The sequence below is a fragment of the Paracoccus sp. (in: a-proteobacteria) genome (assembly GCF_046462195.1).
In the GTDB taxonomy this organism is placed as follows: Bacteria; Pseudomonadota; Alphaproteobacteria; order Rhodobacterales; family Rhodobacteraceae; genus Paracoccus.
Genome location: NZ_JBKGUN010000203.1, coordinates 1 through 19,083 on the forward strand (window position 1 = coordinate 1; position 19,083 = coordinate 19,083).

Consider the following 19,083-nt stretch of genomic DNA (forward strand, 5'->3'; position numbering starts at 1 on the left):
TCTGCGATCCTTGCACACCCACCGTGGCACACAGATGCCCTCGGAGGCAGTCACATCAAGGCGGGCGTGTAATACTGCTTTTTTTACAGCCCATTGCAAGGGCACGGCCTACTGATGGCCTCAAATCGACCATACAAGCAAGCCGCCGCCGGCAGCACCCTCATATCCTGGATCGGAACTTCAGGGGGACTGATCCGGCGGCAAGTTGGAGGATCAGCGAAGAGCTTCTGTCCAATTCTTTCGGTCATCAAACTCCTGTATCGACTTGCTTTATTTGAGACATTTTTCGACTGTTACAGGTCTGCATGACGCTTTGTAGCCAATCTTTGAAATGTAAAATTTTTTTTTGATTACTTTGCAAAAGCCTTCAAGTTCAGAACCGAAAAGTGTTCGAACCCGCCCAATCAGCCTTACAAACAGCCAGAGGCACTTTGACGCCCTGATAAGGTCAGGGCTCGTTCTTGATCATAGCCGGCAGGTGACGGTCGCGGCCAATGCGATTGCGGAGAAATAGGTCTCCGGACAGCTGTCGTAACGCGTGGCAATCTGTCGCCAGTCTTTCTATCGACCGAACATGATCTCGATGCGGTTGCGCCTTTTGTAACGTCGTTTGTCGTATTTCATCGTCGTCTTGCGGGGTTTCCGGCCGGGGCTGCAGGCCTTTATCCCTTTGTCCTTGAGCGTTTCTCGTCGCCAGTCGGCGTCATATCCCCGGTCGGCCAAAAGCCAATCGGCCTGCCTCAGACTGCCCAGAAGTGCCGCCGCTCGGGTGTAATCGCCGTTTCTGTCCTGACGATAGGTGGAACCGGATAGGTCGGCCCTTTGCACCGGTAACGGCGTGCAGCTTTGTGTTCATGCCGCCTGTTGTTCGACCAATCTGGCGACCAAGCCCCCTTGTTTGCGCGCAGGCTGCACGCCGTGCGGTGCGCTTCCAGAAAAGCCGTATCGATCATGATCGCCTTCGGATCGGTGTCCTCGGCGGCCAGGCCGATCATGATCCGGCAAAGACTCCGTCATCGCTCCAGCGCTTCCAACGATTGGACAGGGTCTCGGCCGATCCGTGCTCCCTCGGTGCATCGCACCACCGCAAGCCATTGCGGCTGATGAAGACAATGCCGCTCGGCAAACGCAGATCGTCGACACGCGGGCGGCCATGGCTCTTGGTAGAAAAGAGGCGAAGGCGCGCCATCTGCGCCATAGTCAGCCAGAACAGGTTGCTCATCCATCAGGCCCTCTTGCAGAAACAGGTGCCTCCCGGTCCCAGCCTCCTCGTCTCTCAGCGATCCGCACATCAGCGGCGAATTTCGAGGCCAAGGCACAGCCTGTCTCAAGGTCTGTCAGAATCAACCATGGCCTCTTGGCGCGCTTTCCTTATCAGACTATGTCGCTCCTCCGGAACGAAACAGGATCATTCCATGGAGCAGCGCAACAACACCTGTTCGATGTTCTGGCAAGCCAAACAACAACACGTGGACCCGCAGGCCTGACATGAGGAAGTCGCTCAGAAGACTCTACCGGACGCTCCTTTACCTGATCCGCTACATGCTCCTCCTCGCCCTGTTCCTAGGATCTTGCGCAGCGATCTCTGCCTTTGCGCCTGATGTCGTGCGGCGGCGGCCGGAATTTCCGTTTGTTCTGGCTGGATTGGTCCTGTCCAGTCTGGCGGCGCCTGCCTTGCTGCTCCGTCGCCGCAAGCGCGCCCTGCCTTTTCGCCGGTACAAGACAAGGCCAGCGGCCAGAAACGGCCATGACTTCGAGCATCTGGTCGCGCGGAGTCTTCGGCGGCAGGGCTGGAAGGTCGTGGTCACCAGCAGATCGGGCGACCAAGGCATCGATGTCATCGCGACGAGGCATGGTCGCCGCGTGGGCATCCAGTGCAAGCATTACAGCGGATCGGTCGGGAACAAGGCCGTCCAGGAGGCTTATTCGGGGAAGGCTTATCACCGCACCCACGTGGCCGCCGTCATCACGACCGGCCGCTATACCGCCAGCGCTCATGAACTGTCGAAAAGAACGGGCGTCCACCTCCTGCATGTCAGGGACATTCCGCGGATGCACCGGATCATATGGATGTAAGTCTCAAAGGTTCTCAACACCCATGAAGCAACCAACGCATGAAGAACGGTTCATCAAGGCCAACTGATGCCGGGCAATGCATTGCCCGTCCCGGCACAACGCCTGATCAAGCCCTGTATCGTTAGACAGCAGCATGGTTTGAGGGTCAAACCATGCTGCTGCATTTGCCTTTGTTGGCTGGAACAACCTCCAGCAACAGATGTTTCAGAGCGAGCAAAGGAGGACATCATGTCAAAGCTTCCGCCAGTCCCGCCGGACAATCAGAGCGACAAAGGCCCCAAAGCCGCCGGCAATGCCAGTGTCACGACCGATACACCTGCGCCCGACCCTCACCAGAGAAATCTGGACGAACAAGGACGGCAGGGAAACATCAAGCAGAACACGACGAATCAGGGCTATCAGCAGAACAGGTAGTTTCTGAACAGCCTTCCGCGCCCTGCACCGGATGCTGATATCATGACCCGCCTTGAAAAAGGCGGATCCCTTTCGGACCCGCCTTTGGATGGCCACGTCAGTCGGTGCGCCCGTGGGCCAGCGTCACCGGGCTTACCATCTTCCGCTGCCACAGGAACAAGGCGAAGGCCGTTACGAGACCCACCACGTCGCTGGTCCAGCCGACGGCGATCATCGCCAGCGCGGCTGCGATCAGGATCAGGCGGATCACTCCTCCGGCCGGACCGAAGTAATATCCGATCACCCCGGCCGACAGCAGGAACATCCCCAGAAGCGCGGTCGCCGTGGCGTGGATAATGTCAACGGTTTCGCCCTGCATCAAAAGTTCATGCGACCCGAAGAACATGAACGGCACGATAAAGGCCGCAAGCCCCAGCTTGAACGCCTCGACCGAGGTTTTCATCGGGTCGGATCCCGACAATGCGGCCCCAGCATAGGCCGCAAGCGCCACGGGCGGCGTGATGGCGGACATGACGGCGTAATAAAAGACGAAGAAATGCGCCACCAGAACCGGCACGCCAAGCGAGATCAGCCCCGGCGCCACGACCGCTGCCGCCACCGCATAGGCCGCCGTCGTGGGCATGCCCATCCCCAGGACGATCGAGATGCACATGGCAAAGAACATCGCCAGGTACTGGTTCTGATCGGCGATCGTCAGCAGCAGCGAGGAGAAACGCGCGCCCACGCCCGTCAGGGCGATGACGCCGACGATGACGCCGGCGGCGGCGCAAACGGCGACCAGCTGGATCGACATCCTGGCACCCATGTCCAGCGCGCGGAAGATCTGGCGGGGGCCCATCCTGTGGGGCGTCAGCCAGCTGACCATTGCGGCCGAGGCCATGCCCATCGCCCCTGCCCGGATGACCGAATATCCGGCGAACAGCGTATAGATCAGGATGATGATCGGCAGGAACAGGTAGATCTGCTTCACCAGGTCGCCAAAGCGGGGCAGCTCGGATCGGGGCAGTCCCTTCATGTCCAGCTTCAGCGCCTGAAGGTCGACCATGAAATAGACGGAAACAAAGTACAGCAGTGCCGGAATGATGGCTGCAATGACGATGTCGGTGTAGGGAATGCCCGTCACCTCGGCCATGATAAAGGCACCGGCACCCATGATCGGCGGCAGGATCTGGCCACCCGACGATGCCGTGGCCTCGATCGCGGCCGAGGACTTGGGGGAATAGCCGACCTTCTTCATCAGTGGGATGGTCAGCGATCCCGTGGACACCACGTTGCCTGCGGATGTGCCGTTGATCATGCCCATCAGGCCGCTGGCAAAGACGGCGACCTTGGCCGGACCGCCCCGCGCCTGACCGGCACAGGCAAAGGCGAAGTTCACGAAATAATCCCCCACCCTCGACGCCTGCAGGAAGGCGGCAAAGACGATGAACAGGATGATATAGGTCGAACTGACCGCGATCGGGTCGCCCAGCACGCCTTGGTCGGTGAAGATATAGGTGAAGAACCGGGTCGCCGTATAGCCGCGATGGTTCAGGAAGCCCGGCAGCCATGGTCCGAGGAAGCTGTAGGCGATGAAGACTCCGACGATGATCACCAGTGCCAGACCGGTCAGGCGGCGCGTCAGTTCCAAAATCAGCAAAACCCCCGTCAGAGCGGCCCAAAGGTCCCCGGGCTGCGCCATGCCGGTTCCGGCCCGCATCCGCAGCGCCCCTACGACGAACAGGATGTAGCCAAGGACCGCGATCGAAGCAAAGCACAGCAGCAGGTCGCCGGGGTAGATGCGGCTGCGGTCGCGCGAAGAATAAAGCCAGCCTGCAACGATGGCCGCCCCAGAGCCGATCGCCAGCGGAAGGCCATAGGTCCGGAATCCGAAGGCGGGCGGCATCGCGACCCCGGCAATCCACCAGGCCAGCCAGGCATAGGCCACGATGGCAAAGCCATAGCCGATGCCCAGAACGGCGACCGCAAGCAGGGCCAGTTCCGGCGCCGTGCGACGTGCCGGACCCTCGGACGCGTCACCGCGCTGCGTCAGGGCCGCATAGGTCAAAAAGCCGATGATCAGGCCGCCGCAGACATGGATCATGCGATAGGTCCAGGTTTCCAGCGGATACAGGACCATCACCACCAGGTGAAAAATGGTATAGGTGGCGCACAGGATGGCGATCAGCTGGCCAGTCCGCGCCTGCGGATCGCGCTGGTTCGGAGCCATCGGCTCTTCGTCGACGCCCTGGGCGATGACGGGGCCGGTTCCTGCCGCGGGTGCAGCATCAGAAGACATGGGACATCTCCGTCGGACGGTGCCGCACGTCAGATGCCGGGGCGGCCAAGCCGATCAAGGGTTGAAGGAGCAAACCGGAGGCCGCGAGCGGCCCCCGGCAAGGCAGGAATCAGCCGCGCAGTTCGGCGGGGATCTCGATGCCCTTTTCGTCGAAATACTGCAGCGCGCCCGGATGATACGGCAGGAAGGTGTTCTTGTCGGCGTTTTCCGGCAGCGTCTCGGCAGCGGTGGCGTGGATCTGCATCATCGCCTCATTGTTCTCCATCACCATCTTGGTGATTTCATAGGCGAGGCTGTCGGGCATGTCCTGGTGCGCCACGGCAAAGTTCCACATGGCAACGGTGCCATGGCCTTCGGGAAAGCCCTGATACATGCCACCCGGCACTTCAAAGGCCGCGACTTCGGGCATCGCTTCCAGGATCTGCGTCCGTTGTTCTCCGGTAAAGCCGAAGATGTTCACCGGATTTTCCGCCGCGATCTGCGCAAAGGCTGAAATCGGCACGCCCGCCGCAAAGGCAAAAGCGTCGATCAGACCGTCCTTAACCTGGCTGGTGGCATCATTGGCACCGGCATAGCTGATATTGGCCTCGACCCCCAGCACCTCGAAAAAGCGGGGCCAATAGGTGGCGGCGGTCCCACCTGCCGGACCCACCGACACACGCTTGCCGGCCATGTCGGTCACGTCGGCAATGCCCGAGGACTGCAGGGCGACCGCCTCGAAAGGCGTCTGGTACATCGGGAACAGCGCGCGAAGGGCCTTGTGCTCGACGCCCGGTGCCAGTTCGCTGTTGCCGGTCCACGCCTCATAGGCGGGGCCCATCGTGACCAGTGCGAGCTGGTGATCGCCGGTTTCGACCAGCGTCGCGTTCTGCACGGGACCGCCCGTCACCTCGGCCGAGGCGTTCACGTCCAGGTTCTGCGAAATGAGGCCGGCAAGGCCCGTGCCATAGATGAAATAGGTGCCGCCCTGGCTGGCCGTGCCGATGGTCAGGCTGGACGGCCAATCGGCACGATCCTCCTGGGCAAAGGCGGGCGACAAGGCAAAGGCGGCAGTGGCCGCGACAGCGGCAGCAACGAAACGCATGACAATCCTCCCAGATCATTTTTCCGGCCTGAACGGCCTGAAGCCTCAGGTCGCCGGATGACGTGCAGACGGTTAAAGAACAGCCATGCCCTTGACGCAATGCCGCCATGCAACGGGCGTGCGGGAATGGTGCCATTATTCCTGCCGAGTGGGTGGATCCGGTAACATTGTCCGCTCCCGGTGGGTGGAAACCTCCCCATCATCCGTCCGCTTCGTCACCGGCATCGGCATAATGCGTCTTGTCGATCCGGTATTTCTGCATCTTTTCGTAAAGCGACTTCCGCGACAGCCCCAGCGCTTCATAGACGGGCTTCAAACGGCCACCGTGTGCAGCCAGTGTGGCCACGATCACGTCCCGCTCGAAGGCGGCAACACGATGCGCCAAACGCATCTGGTCAGGGCTCCGCTCCTCGGCCGGTTGCAGGGCAATGCCCAGGGCGTGCCGGTCGGCGGCATTGCGCAACTCACGGACATTGCCGGGCCAAGCGCGCTCTCCGATCTCGGCCAGCAGTTGCGGAGGAACAGCCACCGGCGGGCGGCGGTGACGGGCCGCGGCCTCCTGTACCAGCTTGATGAACAGCAACTGGATGTCTTCGCGCCGCGCAGACAGTGGCGGCACATGAAGCGTGACCACGTTCAGCCGATACAACAGGTCGGCGCGAAAGCGGCCTGCCGCGACCTCATCCTCCAGCGGGCTGCGCGAGGTCGCGATGAAGCGCACGTCCAGCACCCGATCCTCGTTGGCGCCGAGGGGCGAGATCACCCGGTCCTGCACCACACGCAGCAGCTTGCCCTGCACGTCCAGCGGCATCGAGCCGATCTCGTCCAGCAGGATCGTCCCCCCGCGGGCATGTTCGAACTTGCCATAGCGCGGACGCAACGCACCGGGAAAGGCGCCAGCCTCATGGCCGAACAGTTCGGACTCGATGAGGGCCGCAGGCAGCGCGGCGCAGTCGATGGCAACAAAGGGCTTGCGTGCACGGGGCGACAGATCGTGCAGCGCGCGGGCCACGACTTCCTTGCCGACGCCGGTTTCGCCCACGATCAGCACATCTGCCTCGGTCGGGCCGATGGTGCGCAGGCGGCGGCGCAGGTCGATCATCACATTTGAACGCCCGACCAGCCGCGTTTCCAGATCGTCGGACTGCCCCGCCGCGGCGCGCAGCACGCGGTTCTCCAGCACGATCCGGCGATAGCCCATCGCCCGTGCCGCAATCTCGGCCAGCTGCTGCCCGTCAAAGGGCTTTTCGACGAAATCATACGCCCCTTCGCGCATGGCACGCACGGCCAGCTGGATATCGCCATGGCCCGTGACCAGGATGACCGGGATATCGGCATCGATGTCCCGGATGCGGCTCATCAGGGTCAGGCCGTCCATGCCGGGCATCCGGATATCCGTCACCACGACGCCGTCATAGCCGAAGCCCACCCGCTCCAGCGCGGCCTGCGGATCGGCTATATCCTCGACCTCGAAACCTTCAAGGTCCAGCGCCTGCATGGTGGACAGGCGCATGTCAGCCTCGTCGTCGACCAGAAGGATGCGTCCGACACTCATGCGGGTTCTCCGATCCGTGGAAGGTGGATGCGAAAGCACGCACCGCGCGGCTGACGCACAAGGCGGAGTTCGCCGCCAAAGTCCTTGATGATGTTGAACGAGATCGACAACCCCAGCCCCAATCCGCTGCCCACGCCCTTGGTCGAGAAGAAGGGATCGAAGATGCGGTCCTCCAGCCCTTCGGCAATGCCGGGACCGTTGTCCTCGACGCTCAGCACGATATGGTCCGGGGCAGACTGTGCGCTGACGCGGATGGTGCCGTCGGGCTGCCCCTCCAGCGCGTCCAGCGCGTTCGACAGGAGGTTGACGATCACCTGCTGAAACCGCACCGGACCTGCCCGCACGATCAGGGGGCCGGGCGGCAGATCGACCTGAAGGGCGACCTCTCGCTTGCCGATGCGCCAGGCGATCACCTCCAGCGCGTCGCGCAGGACATCGTGCAGGTCCACCTCGCTCAGTTGCGCATTGGGTTTCCGGGCGAAATTGCGCAGGGTGCGCCCGATCTCGGTCATCCGGTCGGTCAGGGACAGGATGCGCGAAACATTGTCGCGCGCCTCGGGAACACGACCGCGGTCGATATAGGTGACGGCATTGGCGGCAAAATTCCGCACCGCGCCTAGGGGCTGGTTCAGTTCATGCGACAAGGCGGCCGACATCTGCCCCAGGGCCGCCAGCTTGGCCGACTGGACCAGATGACGCTGCGTACGGCGCAGTTCGGCCTCGGTCGCGCGGCGCTCGGCCACCTCGGCCTCCAGCCGGGCGTTCAGTTGGGCCAGTTCGGCCGTGCGGGTGGCAACACGCCCTTCCAACTGGGCCTGCGCCTCGGCCTGGATTGACAGGCGCTCTCTCAGGCGGGCGCGGCGCTGCATCCAGGCCATCAGCCCTGCCAAGGCCGCCCCGATGATCAGCAGCCCCGCCACCGCGGCCGTCAGGGCCTGCCGCCGCGCAGGCGCAGTGTCCAGCAGAACCTGCACGGTCCATCCCGCCTCCGGCATCGTCTCGGACACGGCGACGAATTCGCGATGCGCGCCGGGCAGGTCCAGGCGCAGTGTCTGGTGCGCGCCCACAGTGCCCGTCGGGCGCAGCGGCAGGACGGTCAGCGGCTCGTCATCATAACGGCGGGTCGCTGCGACCCGCGCCCGCGCCTGGGGCGTCAGCGGGTTCAGGGAACGGAACTGCCAGTCGCGGCGGCTGGCCAGAAAGACGATGCCCTCGCTGTCGGTCACGATCATCTCGTATTCCGCCGCCCGCCAGCTGTCCTCGATCGCGTCGACATCGACCTTCAGCGCCAGAACGCCCAGAATGCGCCCCCGGTCGCGCACTGCTGCCCCAAAGTAATAACCCCGCTTGCCCGATGTCGTCCCCAAGGCAAAGAACCGCGCCGGTATCCCGGACAGCGCATCCCGGAAATAAGGGCGGTATTCAAAGTTCTCGCCGACAAAGCTGAGGCCTTGGTCGAAATTGCTGGCCGCCACCGTGGTCCCGTCGGGCATCATGACATAAGCATCCGACAGGCCCATCAACTGCGTGACATGCCGCAGGTAAAGATTGGCTGCCGCAATGTCGGCCTGCGTCACATCCGGGTCCAGCGCCCTGGTCAGAACGGGGGACCGCGCCATCAGGTCGGGCAGGCGTTCGTAACGGGCCAGTTCGCCCCGCAGACCGGACACGGCCAGGCGCAGGATATTCTCGCCCTGCGGAACGGTGGCTGCAATGGAGCGGCTGGCCAGCCAGGCATTCCCCTGCACCAGCATTGCCCAGCCCACGATCAGCAGAAAGGCGACCGCAGCCAGACGCTGTCCCCGGCGCGTCAGCGACCAGCCGGTGGTCCTGCTCCGGCGCCTTGTCCTTGCCGCCATCGGCTCTGTTACATGCGCCACACCGGTCCTGCCCTTTTGCCCGGCCCATCATTCCCCGCGATGCGCCCCGGGGCAAGCCTGCTTGGCCCTTGCCCAGACGGCTGGCTTGGTGGACAGATCGGCTCAAACAGAGGATCGCGATGACCCAACGGATCGAGATTGAAGAACTGCGCCGCCGGCTTGCGGGCATGACAACGGGCCCCGGGCGCCATCTGGTGGCGCTGGCAGGTCCCCCCGGCGCCGGCAAGAGCCATGTGGCCGAAGCATTGTTGCAGAACCTGCCGGCGGCCGCCCTGCTGCCGATGGACGGGTATCATCTGGATGACGATCTGCTGGCCGCACGGGGTGATCTGGCACGAAAGGGTGCGCCGCATACATTCGATCTGGATGGGCTGTCGGTGATGCTGGAACGGCTGGCAGCCGATGACGGGCGCCCGGTGCTGGTGCCTGTTTTTGACCGCAGCTTGGAAATTTCGCGTGCCGGAGCGCGCGAAATTTCCCCTGAGGCGCGTCTGATCCTGGTCGAGGGAAATTATCTGCTGCTGGACCATGCCGGCTGGCGGGATCTCGGCCGTCATTTCGCCCTGACCGTCATGCTCGACGTGCCCGAGCCCGTTCTGCGCGACAGATTGGCCGCGCGCTGGCGCGACCTTCCCGCCCCACAGGCGCAGGCCAAGCTGGAGGGGAACGACCTGCCCAACATGATGCTGGTCTGCCGCGAAAGCCGTCCTGCGGATCTGATCCTGCCGAACGGCTAGCCTTGCGTCCCGTTGCGGCGGCGGGCGATCTCGTAGGCGATGGCCCCGATCACCGTCGCCACAATGATGATCAGCGCCAGCGCATTGACGGCCGGCGTCAGACCGGTGCGGACCTTTGTGGCGATAAAGACCGTCAGCGGCGTCTCGAACCCGCGCACGAACAGGGTCGTGTTGTAGTTCTCGATCGATTGCAGCACCGCCAGCCCGCTTGATGCCAGCAGTGCCGGCCGCAGGAACGGCAGCAGGACACGGCGGAACACCATGATGCGGGATGCGCCCAGACCTAAGGCGGCCTCCTCCTGCGTGCGGTCGAAGCGCTGCAAGCGTGCCATCACCATCAGCATGACGTAGCAGATGATGAAGGTCGCCTGCGCCAGCACGATCAGGAAGATCCCGCCGCCCACGCCCATCTGCCGCCACAGGATCAGGGTCGAGATCCCGATCACCACCCCCGGTGTCAGCAGGGGCGACACCATCAGCGCATAGGCAAAGCTGCGCGCCCGCGCGTGCAGCGATGTCAGGACCAGCGCCGCCGCCGTCCCCACCGGCACCACGATCAGCACCACGCAAACCGCCACCAGAACCGAGGTCCACAGCGACTGCCACATGGCCGCATCCGCCCACATCGCCTGGAACCAGTCCAGCGTCGTTCCCTGCCAGGGGATCACCGTCGGAAAACGGCTTTCATTGAAGGAAGCCGCGCCCATGATGATGAGGGGCGCGAACAGGTAGACCATGAACAGGCCAAGGTAGAAGACGAACACGGCCCGGAAGATACGATCCGCCCCGCTCATTTCGCGACATCCGTCAGGTTGACGCGGGCGATCTTCAGCGTGACCAGCACCACCGACAGGCACAGGACCAGCAGCACCAGCGCATAGGCCGCCCCCCGGTTCCAGTCGCCGCCCTCGAAGAACCAGTTGTAGATGATCTCGGTGAACCAGCGGCTGCCCGGGCTGCCCAGCAGCGCTGGCGCGACATAGGACCCGGCCGCCAGCATGAAGGTGAACACGAACCCCGTCGCGATCCCCGCCTTGGCATGGGGGATCACGACGCGCATGTGGATGCGCCAAGGCGATGCGCCCAGGTCGCGGGCCGCCTCGATCTGGGCCTTTTCCAGACTTTCGATGGCGTTGTAGATCGGCAGCAGCATGAACAGGATATAGGCATAGACCATCGCCGCCAGCACGCCGCCATCGCCCTGCCAGCGGATCGGTGCGTCGATGATCCCCATGCCCATCAGCGCGCTGTTCAGTGGACCGCGATAAGCTAGGATGATGAACCAAGCCAGGGTGCGCAGGACCTCGTTGATGAAGAAGGGGATGATGATCAGCAACAGCGCGATCGACAGCTGCCCGACGGTGGCGCGCTGCGCCATCCAGAAGGCGATCGGATAACAGACCAGGAACGTCATTGCCGCAACCAGCCCGCTGGCCCAGATCGTCTTGAAGAAGATCGCCCGATGCGTCGGCTCGTTTGCCAGATAAAGGATGTTCGACAGCGAATAGATGTCGTCCGGCCCGCCCAGCGCCGCCGGTGGCAGGTTCGGGCGCAGGGCATAGTCGATCATCATCAGGTTGGGTGCCAGGACCATCCCCCCCAGCCAGAGCAAGACCAGCGCAAGGAAGATCGTGGAAAGCCCCCCGCCGAAACGGTTTTTCAGATCACCCATCGCCCAGCACCACCGCATGTTCGGGGGCAAAGGCAAAGCTGGCGCGGCTTCCCGGCACCGGCGCCTCCGCCAGCCGTGTCGAGGGTACCGAAGCTGCCAGCGCGGCACCGCCGTCGAAGCGACCATGAACCAGGGCAAAGGCGCCCTCGAAATCCACCCGCTCGATCTGGGCGGTCAGGGCATTCGTGCCACTGCCCGGCATCAGGGCCTCGGGCCGGACATAGATCGTGCCTGCCGCGCCCACGGTCGCACCCGGCCCCGCCCGCCCCGTCAGCGGTCCCAGTTCGGTGTCAATGCGCGCAATGCCATCCTCAACCGCCGCGATCCGGCCAGCGATGGCATTCGTCTCGCCCACGAAACGGGCGACAAAAGCCGTTGCAGGGTTATCGTACAGTTCGCGCGGGGTGGCGACCTGCTGCAGCAGGCCGTTCGACATCACTGCCACGCGATCCGACATCGCCAGCGCCTCGGACTGGTCATGGGTGATATAGATGAAGGTCACGCCCGTCCGCTTCTGCAGCGCCCGCAGCTCGGCCCGCATGTGCTGGCGCAGCTTGAGGTCAAGGGCGGACAGCGGCTCGTCCAGCAGCAGGACACCCGGCTCGACCGCCAGCGCACGGGCAATCGCCACGCGCTGGCGCTGGCCGCCTGACAACTCGCCCGGCATGCGGTCGCCGTAACCTTCCAGCGCGATCAGGCGCAGCAGGTCGTCTGCCTTGGCGCGGCGTTCGGCACGGCTGACGCCACGCGCCTCGAGGCCGAAGGCGATGTTGTCGCGCACAGACATCAGCGGGAACAACGCCAGCGACTGAAAGATCATCGCGGTCGGGCGCTGGTTCGGACCCAGCCCCTTCATGTCACGCTCGCCGATCAGCACCCGGCCTTCTGTCGGTTCGATGAAACCTGCGATCATGCGCAGGATCGTCGTCTTGCCGCAGCCGGAAGGGCCCAGGATGGAAAAGAACTCTCCGGCCTGAACCTTGAAGCTGACATCGCTGACCGCGCGGGTCGTGCCGAAGGTCATGCCGATCCCGGCCAGTTCGACTGAATGGGACATTTGTCCTCCTTGCTGGGGGCGCCTCGACGGCGCCCCCGATGGGTCAGGCCGACAGGAAGCGGTCCTGGTATTCGTTGCGCTTGGTCACGTACCAGCTTTCCTGGATCGGCCACCACCACAGCTTTTCCAGCGCATCACCGGGATAGGCGGCGGCAAAGAACGCCTTGGCCTCGTCCGATATCAGCTGGTCCGAGCCCACTGCGGTCGAGTTGATCGAGGTCGCGTTGGTGTACATCGCGCCTGCTTCCGGCGTCAGGAACCAGTTGATGAAGGCGTAAGCGCTGTCCAAGTTCTCGGCGCCTGTCGGGATCGACAGCCCTTCCATCCAGGCCAACGCGCCTTCCTTGGGCGCGATGAAACCGATGGGCTGGCCCTCGCGCTGCAAGGTGGCGGCCGTTGAATCCCATGTCTGGCCGATATTCGCGCCGTTGACGCGGAACGCGCCTTGCGCCTCGTTCTCGTTGTTCCAGAACTGGATGATGTTGCCCTTGCGGGCGGTTGCCTCGGCCAGGATCACGTCAAAGATCTCTGTCTGTGCCTCGGGGGTCTTGAAGGCGTCGAGCAGCGGGCGCGGCAGCTTGCCTTCGGCCTCCAGCCACAGGCCAAGGCCGATCAGCGCGGAATGGGCGCGCACAGTCGCCTGCGCGCCTTCGTTCCAGATGTCGCCATAAGAGGCCGTGCCGTATTCCAGCGGCATCTGCTCGGTGTCGAAGGCCACGGCTTCGGTGCCCCAGTCGGTCGGCACCTGGTAACGCTTGCCGTCCACGACCGCGCCAAGATCGACCGAGTTTTCCCAGGCGCTGGGCAGGACACGGTCCACCTCGATGCGCGACTCGTCCATGGATTGGACCAGGCCGAATTCGACATAGTTCGGCACGCGGTCGACCGTCGGCCAGATCAGGTCGAAACCGGCACCGTTGTTGGCGCGCAGCTGGTTCAGCAGCTCGTCATTGGTGCCATAGGGGGTGAAGTTCGGGGTGATCCCGGTCGCCTGCTGAAAGGCACCCAGAATCTCGTCGTTCAGATAGCCGGCCCAGGCAAAGATGTTCACCGTGCCCGCGCCCTGCGCCATGGCACGGCGCGCCAGAAAAGGTGAGGCCAGCGTCACGCCGGCAGTGGCCGCAGCCCCGCGCAAGAGCCCGCGTCGGTCGATCCGTGTCATCGATTGGTCCTCCTTGTCGATGTCGTCAGCCGTCACCCGTTATCCAGCATGCATGTCGAAAAAATGACAGGGTGCCAAGGGTATCAGGTTGACGGCAGCCTAAGGCGGCCCATGCCGGACGCAAAGCATCTTGTTGGACAGGTCGTCGGACACGGACGCCGCCCCTGCGACAGCATTGGCCGGCATTCCAGTGGCCGGGTCAGCATGCCGTTTCCCACACGACATCTCCACAGCGGTCCAGTTGAAGCGTCACGGTTTTGCCGTCCGCATTTGTTGCGTCCAGCAGCACACTCGGCTCCTGCTGGCGCAGCAGGCCCAGTGCGGCATAGCCCGCCTTGGTCTGGTACTGATTGGCAGCCATGGTGTCGCCCCCGGGGCATGCCGCTGCGCAGATCGTCAGGGCCCTTATCACGGACATGATGGGAACCGTGATCATCACGGCCCCCCGTGAGCTCTTGTCATAGTCGTCACGTTCAAAGTGAAGGACGTCATAGAAACGCGCGTGCATGTCTTCGCCATCGGCAATTTCTCCATTGACCTCGAAGTGGCCCGGGTGTCCTGATCCCTTGGATTGTGCCGAACTGGGTCATCACCTTGTTGCTGCGAACCGCCTGTGGCAGGACCGCATTTAGAACAGCTGCGGCGAGGGCGCGTCCTCGGTTTCCATCCCATCAGGCTGTTGTCGGGGCGAACTACGCCTCGACTTTGCTGCCCTCCTGCTGGCGGCCCTCGATCTTCGTATGGCGTCGATGAACCGTGATCTCCTCATAGCCCCCGAACAACGCCTTGGCCGGATGATCGCGCAAGGTTGCCGGCAGTGCCTACTGGACGACCGGATGCGGCAGGACACCATCATCGGCCTGGATCTTCATCAGGTTGCCACTGTTTCGAATTTGGCCTCAATCTGCGTGCCATCGGAAAGAACGCGCTCAATTTCCCGCTGCCCGTCGCGCCTGGTTTCGAACCGGAGGCGGTCCAAATCCAGTCCCTGAAGCAGGGACGGCGGTTCCGGAGCAGCCGTTTGCGCAACCACAGGCGCGCCCATGATCGCGGCAGAGGGAGACAAGGAGCCTGAAGCAAACGTAGCTACCTTCTCCTTTTCCCGGCCAGCCAGATTGCCGGTCTTGGACCAATCGCTCTTAACACGCCACAGCCAAACAAAGGGCTAATGTTCGTTTGCCTTCCATCTGGTTTTCCCGGCGTCCAAATGGCTCGATGAAGCGCGCACCCGCCGTGCTGATTGCGCTTTCATCGCTGGCGCTGCCGCCGATGCTGGCGGCGCAGCCTCTGCCCCCGCCGCCGGCCCCCTGCGCCACCAGCTTCCGCCCCTGCACTTTTGCTGGCTGGCCGAGGCTGTCATCGCCCGCTGTGACAGGCAATTGGTGGGAACGGAAACACGCCCTCCCTGACCCGAGGAACGTGCACCGGGCGTTGAATTGGTTTACGAGTTCCGCCTCCTCACGCCCGCTCGTCACATGCTGAACGGCCGCCTGAACGGCCGCAACGGCCGCGTCCTCGACCTGTCCGGCCCGTGGCCAAGGCGCGGCGCGCCCGTTTCGCGTCGCTGAAATGAACAGGACCCCATGCGCGCATCGGTCGTCGAGGACGACCTGCTGCTCGCCGAATAGGTGACCTGTGCGATGTTGCGGGCAGGATTTTTGACTGCTCAATGCCACCGACGGCACCCATGGTGAATTGCTTGGCGGCAACCGAACCTATGATATGGCGACCTTGGATCTGGGACTGCCCGGGTGGCCGGGGATGGAGGCGCTGGCGCGAGGGGGCATCGCCATGCCGGTCCTGGTCCCGACGGCGCGGGCGACTGGACTGACAAGGGCGCAGGCTTCCGTGGGATGCGGATGATTATGCGGTCAAGCCTTTCCGCTTGGACAAAATCGTTCGGCGCGCCAGACGCTCATCTGCCGTGAGGCCGATCATGCCGGCACCGTCATCCGGACGGTGCGCCATCAGCTGGATGACCAGTTGGAAGTTGATCACTCACGATGGCGTGGCAGCGAAGCCGACCACTGTCGAAGCTCGCATCCTGACCTGTCTGATTCGTCACCAGGACCGCGTCGTCAGCCGCACCAAACTGTCGGACCATCGGTACGAGGCGGAGAGCGACCGTGACTTCAAGTCGATCGAGGTCGTCATCGGCCACCTGCGCCGCAAGATTGGTAACGGCGTGATCGAGACGCGGCGCGGCGAAGGCCATGTCCTGAGGGCGGTGGGATCGGATTCATTCGGGCGCGCCTGCTGCTGGCTGAAGCCTTGCCTGTCGGTGGCCCTACTGGCGGCCTTTCTTCTGATCCGGCACCTGCTGCAGGACTTCGTGACCAGCTGGTCTGATGAAGAAACCTTGGCCATCGTTGACAGCCTGATCGGCCAGTTGCAGGTCGATGCAATGTACGGGTGGAATGGATAGCGAGCCTGTCACTCTGCGCTTTGGTCTGCCAATTTCGGGCTGATACTGGCAAGTGGGCCGGTCGCGCGCTCTGGCTCATTGTTGGACGGACGCCTGTCGGGCCTGCTGGGAATATGACGAGCCTGTCGGGAGGAGACGCCAGCGGAGTGGGCTCCGCGTCCTGCACCGGGAGCTGGCCATTCTCAAGGGCGACGCGCTGATAGCCGTCACCTTCACCGCGCCGCAGGACCAGATCGAGGAAGCCTTGCGCAGATCATCCGCCCGCTGGCCATCGCGCTGGCGGTGTTGGGCTTGGGCCCGGCTGCGGCCAGCGTTGTCCAGGTGACGACCGGCCTGCGCAGTCTAGACCGCACGGGCGGAGCCAATCTGACCCGCGTCCGTGCCGGAGAAGCCAACCGCTTGGCCCTCCCCCTCCCCGATGTCAGCAAACTGCGCCCTTTGCGGACGAAATCAATGCTGCCCTGAACCAGAACGCTGGTCTTCTGGCCAGTTCGCGCCAGCATCTGGGCGACTTGGCCCATTCGCTGAGGACAGCCTTGTCGGCGCCACTGAACGAGCTGCCGCAGGACCATGCCGGTCAGGCCCAGATCACGCGCATGGGCCGGCTGATCGGCTGGCACTTGCGCCGCGCACGTCATGCGGGTCTGCGCCTACTGGGTCAGCGCACGCCCATGGCCCCGATAATTGACGACATCCTGCTGGTGCTGCACCGGCCTTGGCCGACAAGAGCCTGCAGGCGCAGGTCGCTGCCCCTCCGATACGGCCTTTCCGGACAAGCGTCAGAATTTGGAAGATATGATCGGCAACCTGACCGAAAACGCGGTCGAATGGAGCTGTCACCGCCTGCAACTGACGGTCACCGTCCTGCCCGACCGCCTCGTCCTGCGGATCGACAATGATGGTCCGGGCCCTGAGCCTCCGCAGGGACCGTGTGCCCTGATCCGCTGGGCGCGGCTGGACGGACCGGGCCTTATCATCGTGGCCGATCTGGCAGCCCTGCATGAGAACCAGTTGCGGCTGGAAACGGTCGGGGTGGGGGCTGGCCGCCAACTTGGATCTGCCTGCCTGAAATTATTGCAAACTCCCAACACCAATATTTTACCATTTGATAAAAAATCGGACCTGTGCCAGCCTGATTGGACCAACAGGAGAGCCAGGAGACGCAAATGTCCCAAGCAAGATTGTCGCCCGGCGTCATGCCGGGGCGACTGACCCCGCCTGAGCTGGCAGCAAACTTTGTCGATGTTGCCCCGCCACTGGACCGGCACGAGGCGCGCATCGCCGCCGACCGGTGCTATTTCTGCCACGATGCCCCCTGCATCACAGCCTGCCCCACCTCGATCGACATTCCGCTGTTCATCCGCCAGATCGCCACCGGCACGGCCGATGCGGCAGCGATGACCATCTTTCACGCCAACATTCTTGGCGGCATGTGCGGCCGGGTCTGTCCCACCGAAACGCTGTGCGAAGGCGCCTGCGTCCGGATGGAGGCCGAGGGCCAGCCGGTCGAGATCGGCGCCCTGCAGCGCCATGCCACCGACGGCCTGATGGCACAGGGCGGCCACCCGTTCCGGCGCGCGGCCCCGACGGGCAAGCGGATCGCCGTTGTGGGTGCGGGGCCCGCAGGATTGGCTTGCGCCCATCGCCTGGCGGCCAAGGGACATGACGTGGTCATCTTCGAGGCGCGTCCCAAGCCGGGCGGGCTGAACGAGTACGGCATTGCAAGCTACAAGGCAGTGGACGGTTTCGCCCAGGCCGAGGTCGACTGGCTGCTGGGCATCGGCGGGATCGAACTGCGCCACGGGCAGCAACTGGGTCAGCAGATCACGCTCGCCGGGCTTCGGGCCGAATTCGACGCGGTGTTTCTGGGCATGGGTCTGGGTGGTGTGAACGCACTGCGGGCCGAGGGCGAGGATCGCCGTCATGTGCTCGACGCCGTCAGCTTCATCCGCGACCTGCGGCAGGCCAGCGATCTGACCGCCCTGCCCGTCGGACGTGACGTGGTCGTGATCGGCGGCGGCATGACCGCGGTCGATGCTGCCGTGCAGGCCCGCCTGCTGGGGGCCGAAAACGTCACCATCGTGTATCGCCGGCCACAGGACCGCATGGGCGCCAGCCGTCACGAACAGGATCACGCCACCGCCCAAGGCGTGCGGATCATCTGCAACGCGGCCCCCGTCTCGGTTCACGGCAATGGCGCCGTCACCGAGGTGGAATTCGCCTATACCGAGGACGGCCCCTCTGGCCTGGCCCTGACCGACAACCGCTTTCGCCTGAAGGCCGATCAGGTCTTTCGAGCGATCGGGCAGCGGCTGGCCGGGGCACCGGAAGGGCTGGACATCGTCGGCGGCAAGATTGCCGTGACCGGAGCCGGGCGCACCAGCCTTGAAGAGGTCTGGGCCGGAGGCGACTGCGCCCTTGGCGGGGATGACCTGACGGTAACCGCCGTGGCACAGGGTCGCGACGCGGCTGAAGACATCGACGCCCGGCTGACCGGACGTCCCATGGAAATTCCCGGCTGACGGGACTCTCGAGGACGCATCATGGCAGACCTTCGCAGCAACTTTATCGGAATCAAGTCGCCGAACCCCTTCTGGCTGGCCTCGGCACCGCCCACCGACAAGGAGTACAACGTCCGCCGCGCCTTTCAGGCCGGATGGGGCGGCGTCGTGTGGAAGACGCTGGGTTCCGAAGGCCCTCCGGTGGTGAACGTCAACGGCCCCCGTTATGGCGTCATCCACGG

16 protein-coding genes and 2 pseudogenes are annotated in these 19,083 nt (G+C 63.8%); 8 read left to right on the plus strand and 10 right to left on the minus strand.

Annotated features, from left to right (window positions below; all coding sequences use genetic code 11):
• Positions 1 to 465 precede the first annotated feature (465 nt).
• Positions 466 to 1,222: pseudogene (locus ACLHHB_RS12425) on the minus strand (IS5 family transposase).
• Positions 1,223 to 1,488: 266 nt separating this feature from the next.
• Here ACLHHB_RS12425 and ACLHHB_RS12430 point away from each other — a divergent pair.
• On the plus strand, positions 1,489 to 2,076 hold the full coding sequence (locus tag ACLHHB_RS12430) for a restriction endonuclease (RefSeq protein ID WP_410218596.1): 588 nt from the start codon (positions 1,489 to 1,491) through the stop codon (positions 2,074 to 2,076).
• Positions 2,077 to 2,304: 228 nt separating this feature from the next.
• On the plus strand, positions 2,305 to 2,490 hold the full coding sequence (locus ACLHHB_RS12435; RefSeq protein WP_410218597.1) for a hypothetical protein: 186 nt from the start codon (positions 2,305 to 2,307) through the stop codon (positions 2,488 to 2,490).
• Positions 2,491 to 2,587: 97 nt separating this feature from the next.
• Here the strand turns inward: ACLHHB_RS12435 and ACLHHB_RS12440 are convergent, their stop codons facing one another.
• The 4 genes from ACLHHB_RS12440 to ACLHHB_RS12455 form a co-directional block, all read right to left on the minus strand.
• Complete coding sequence (locus ACLHHB_RS12440; protein WP_410218598.1) at positions 2,588 to 4,768, minus strand: TRAP transporter permease; 2,181 nt, start codon at positions 4,766 to 4,768, stop codon at positions 2,588 to 2,590.
• 109 nt (positions 4,769 to 4,877) lie between these two features.
• Positions 4,878 to 5,852, minus strand: coding sequence for a TAXI family TRAP transporter solute-binding subunit (locus tag ACLHHB_RS12445; protein WP_410218599.1), 975 nt, complete (start codon positions 5,850 to 5,852; stop codon positions 4,878 to 4,880).
• A 199-nt stretch (positions 5,853 to 6,051) separates the two neighbouring features.
• Positions 6,052 to 7,407 carry a sigma-54-dependent transcriptional regulator gene (locus ACLHHB_RS12450; RefSeq protein WP_410218600.1) on the minus strand — a complete coding sequence of 452 codons (1,356 nt, stop codon included), beginning with the start codon at positions 7,405 to 7,407 and terminating at the stop codon, positions 6,052 to 6,054.
• Entirely contained in the window at positions 7,404 to 9,287 is a 1,884-nt protein-coding gene (locus ACLHHB_RS12455) for an ATP-binding protein (protein WP_410218601.1), read from the minus strand. Before ACLHHB_RS12455 ends, ACLHHB_RS12450 begins: the two co-directional genes overlap by 4 nt.
• Before the next feature lie 119 nt (positions 9,288 to 9,406).
• Between ACLHHB_RS12455 and ACLHHB_RS12460 the strand changes: the two genes are divergently transcribed.
• Positions 9,407 to 10,024 (plus strand): nucleoside/nucleotide kinase family protein, encoded by a 618-nt coding sequence (locus tag ACLHHB_RS12460; protein ID WP_410218602.1) that lies wholly within the window; start codon positions 9,407 to 9,409, stop codon positions 10,022 to 10,024.
• Here ACLHHB_RS12460 and ACLHHB_RS12465 read toward each other — a convergent pair.
• The 5 genes from ACLHHB_RS12465 to ACLHHB_RS12485 form a co-directional block, all read right to left on the minus strand.
• Complete coding sequence (locus ACLHHB_RS12465) at positions 10,021 to 10,818, minus strand: ABC transporter permease (protein ID WP_410218603.1); 798 nt, start codon at positions 10,816 to 10,818, stop codon at positions 10,021 to 10,023. The two genes, ACLHHB_RS12460 and ACLHHB_RS12465, sit on opposite strands and share 4 nt — an antisense overlap.
• A complete protein-coding gene (locus tag ACLHHB_RS12470) occupies positions 10,815 to 11,696 on the minus strand; it encodes an ABC transporter permease (protein ID WP_410218604.1) in 882 nt (293 codons plus the stop codon). The genes ACLHHB_RS12465 and ACLHHB_RS12470 overlap by 4 nt, the downstream gene beginning before the upstream one ends.
• Positions 11,689 to 12,753 carry an ABC transporter ATP-binding protein gene (locus ACLHHB_RS12475; protein WP_410218605.1) on the minus strand — a complete coding sequence of 355 codons (1,065 nt, stop codon included), beginning with the start codon at positions 12,751 to 12,753 and terminating at the stop codon, positions 11,689 to 11,691. The genes ACLHHB_RS12470 and ACLHHB_RS12475 overlap by 8 nt, the downstream gene beginning before the upstream one ends.
• Positions 12,754 to 12,796: 43 nt before the next feature.
• Positions 12,797 to 13,915 (minus strand): extracellular solute-binding protein, encoded by a 1,119-nt coding sequence (locus tag ACLHHB_RS12480; protein WP_410218606.1) that lies wholly within the window; start codon positions 13,913 to 13,915, stop codon positions 12,797 to 12,799.
• Between the two features lie 199 nt (positions 13,916 to 14,114).
• Positions 14,115 to 14,423, minus strand: a complete 309-nt coding sequence (locus ACLHHB_RS12485; protein WP_410218607.1) for a hypothetical protein — start codon at positions 14,421 to 14,423, stop codon at positions 14,115 to 14,117.
• Positions 14,424 to 15,637: 1,214 nt separating this feature from the next.
• Between ACLHHB_RS12485 and ACLHHB_RS12490 the strand changes: the two genes are divergently transcribed.
• The 5 genes and pseudogenes from ACLHHB_RS12490 to ACLHHB_RS12510 form a co-directional block, all read left to right on the plus strand.
• A complete protein-coding gene (locus ACLHHB_RS12490) occupies positions 15,638 to 15,778 on the plus strand; it encodes a hypothetical protein (protein ID WP_410218608.1) in 141 nt (46 codons plus the stop codon).
• 127 nt (positions 15,779 to 15,905) lie between these two features.
• Positions 15,906 to 16,340, plus strand: coding sequence for a helix-turn-helix domain-containing protein (locus tag ACLHHB_RS12495; RefSeq protein ID WP_410218609.1), 435 nt, complete (start codon positions 15,906 to 15,908; stop codon positions 16,338 to 16,340).
• 795 nt (positions 16,341 to 17,135) lie between these two features.
• On the plus strand, positions 17,136 to 17,552 hold the full coding sequence (locus ACLHHB_RS12500; protein ID WP_410218610.1) for a hypothetical protein: 417 nt from the start codon (positions 17,136 to 17,138) through the stop codon (positions 17,550 to 17,552).
• A complete protein-coding gene (locus ACLHHB_RS12505; RefSeq protein WP_410218611.1) occupies positions 17,507 to 18,862 on the plus strand; it encodes an NAD(P)-dependent oxidoreductase in 1,356 nt (451 codons plus the stop codon). The genes ACLHHB_RS12500 and ACLHHB_RS12505 overlap by 46 nt, the downstream gene beginning before the upstream one ends.
• A 21-nt stretch (positions 18,863 to 18,883) precedes the next feature.
• Positions 18,884 to 19,083 (plus strand): annotated as a pseudogene (locus tag ACLHHB_RS12510) (NAD-dependent dihydropyrimidine dehydrogenase subunit PreA); the annotation flags it as partial.

Coding starts and splice junctions, on each gene's coding strand:
- ACLHHB_RS12430 (WP_410218596.1), top strand. CDS start 1,489: ATGAGGAAGTCGCTCAGAAGACTCTACCGGACGCTCCTTTACCTGATC.
- ACLHHB_RS12435 (WP_410218597.1), top strand. CDS start 2,305: ATGTCAAAGCTTCCGCCAGTCCCGCCGGACAATCAGAGCGACAAAGGC.
- ACLHHB_RS12440 (WP_410218598.1), bottom strand. CDS start 4,768: ATGTCTTCTGATGCTGCACCCGCGGCAGGAACCGGCCCCGTCATCGCC.
- ACLHHB_RS12445 (WP_410218599.1), bottom strand. CDS start 5,852: ATGCGTTTCGTTGCTGCCGCTGTCGCGGCCACTGCCGCCTTTGCCTTG.
- ACLHHB_RS12450 (WP_410218600.1), bottom strand. CDS start 7,407: ATGAGTGTCGGACGCATCCTTCTGGTCGACGACGAGGCTGACATGCGC.
- ACLHHB_RS12460 (WP_410218602.1), top strand. CDS start 9,407: ATGACCCAACGGATCGAGATTGAAGAACTGCGCCGCCGGCTTGCGGGC.
- ACLHHB_RS12465 (WP_410218603.1), bottom strand. CDS start 10,818: ATGAGCGGGGCGGATCGTATCTTCCGGGCCGTGTTCGTCTTCTACCTT.
- ACLHHB_RS12470 (WP_410218604.1), bottom strand. CDS start 11,696: ATGGGTGATCTGAAAAACCGTTTCGGCGGGGGGCTTTCCACGATCTTC.
- ACLHHB_RS12475 (WP_410218605.1), bottom strand. CDS start 12,753: ATGTCCCATTCAGTCGAACTGGCCGGGATCGGCATGACCTTCGGCACG.
- ACLHHB_RS12480 (WP_410218606.1), bottom strand. CDS start 13,915: ATGACACGGATCGACCGACGCGGGCTCTTGCGCGGGGCTGCGGCCACT.
- ACLHHB_RS12485 (WP_410218607.1), bottom strand. CDS start 14,423: ATGCACGCGCGTTTCTATGACGTCCTTCACTTTGAACGTGACGACTAT.
- ACLHHB_RS12490 (WP_410218608.1), top strand. CDS start 15,638: ATGGCGACCTTGGATCTGGGACTGCCCGGGTGGCCGGGGATGGAGGCG.
- ACLHHB_RS12500 (WP_410218610.1), top strand. CDS start 17,136: ATGATCGGCAACCTGACCGAAAACGCGGTCGAATGGAGCTGTCACCGC.
- ACLHHB_RS12505 (WP_410218611.1), top strand. CDS start 17,507: ATGTCCCAAGCAAGATTGTCGCCCGGCGTCATGCCGGGGCGACTGACC.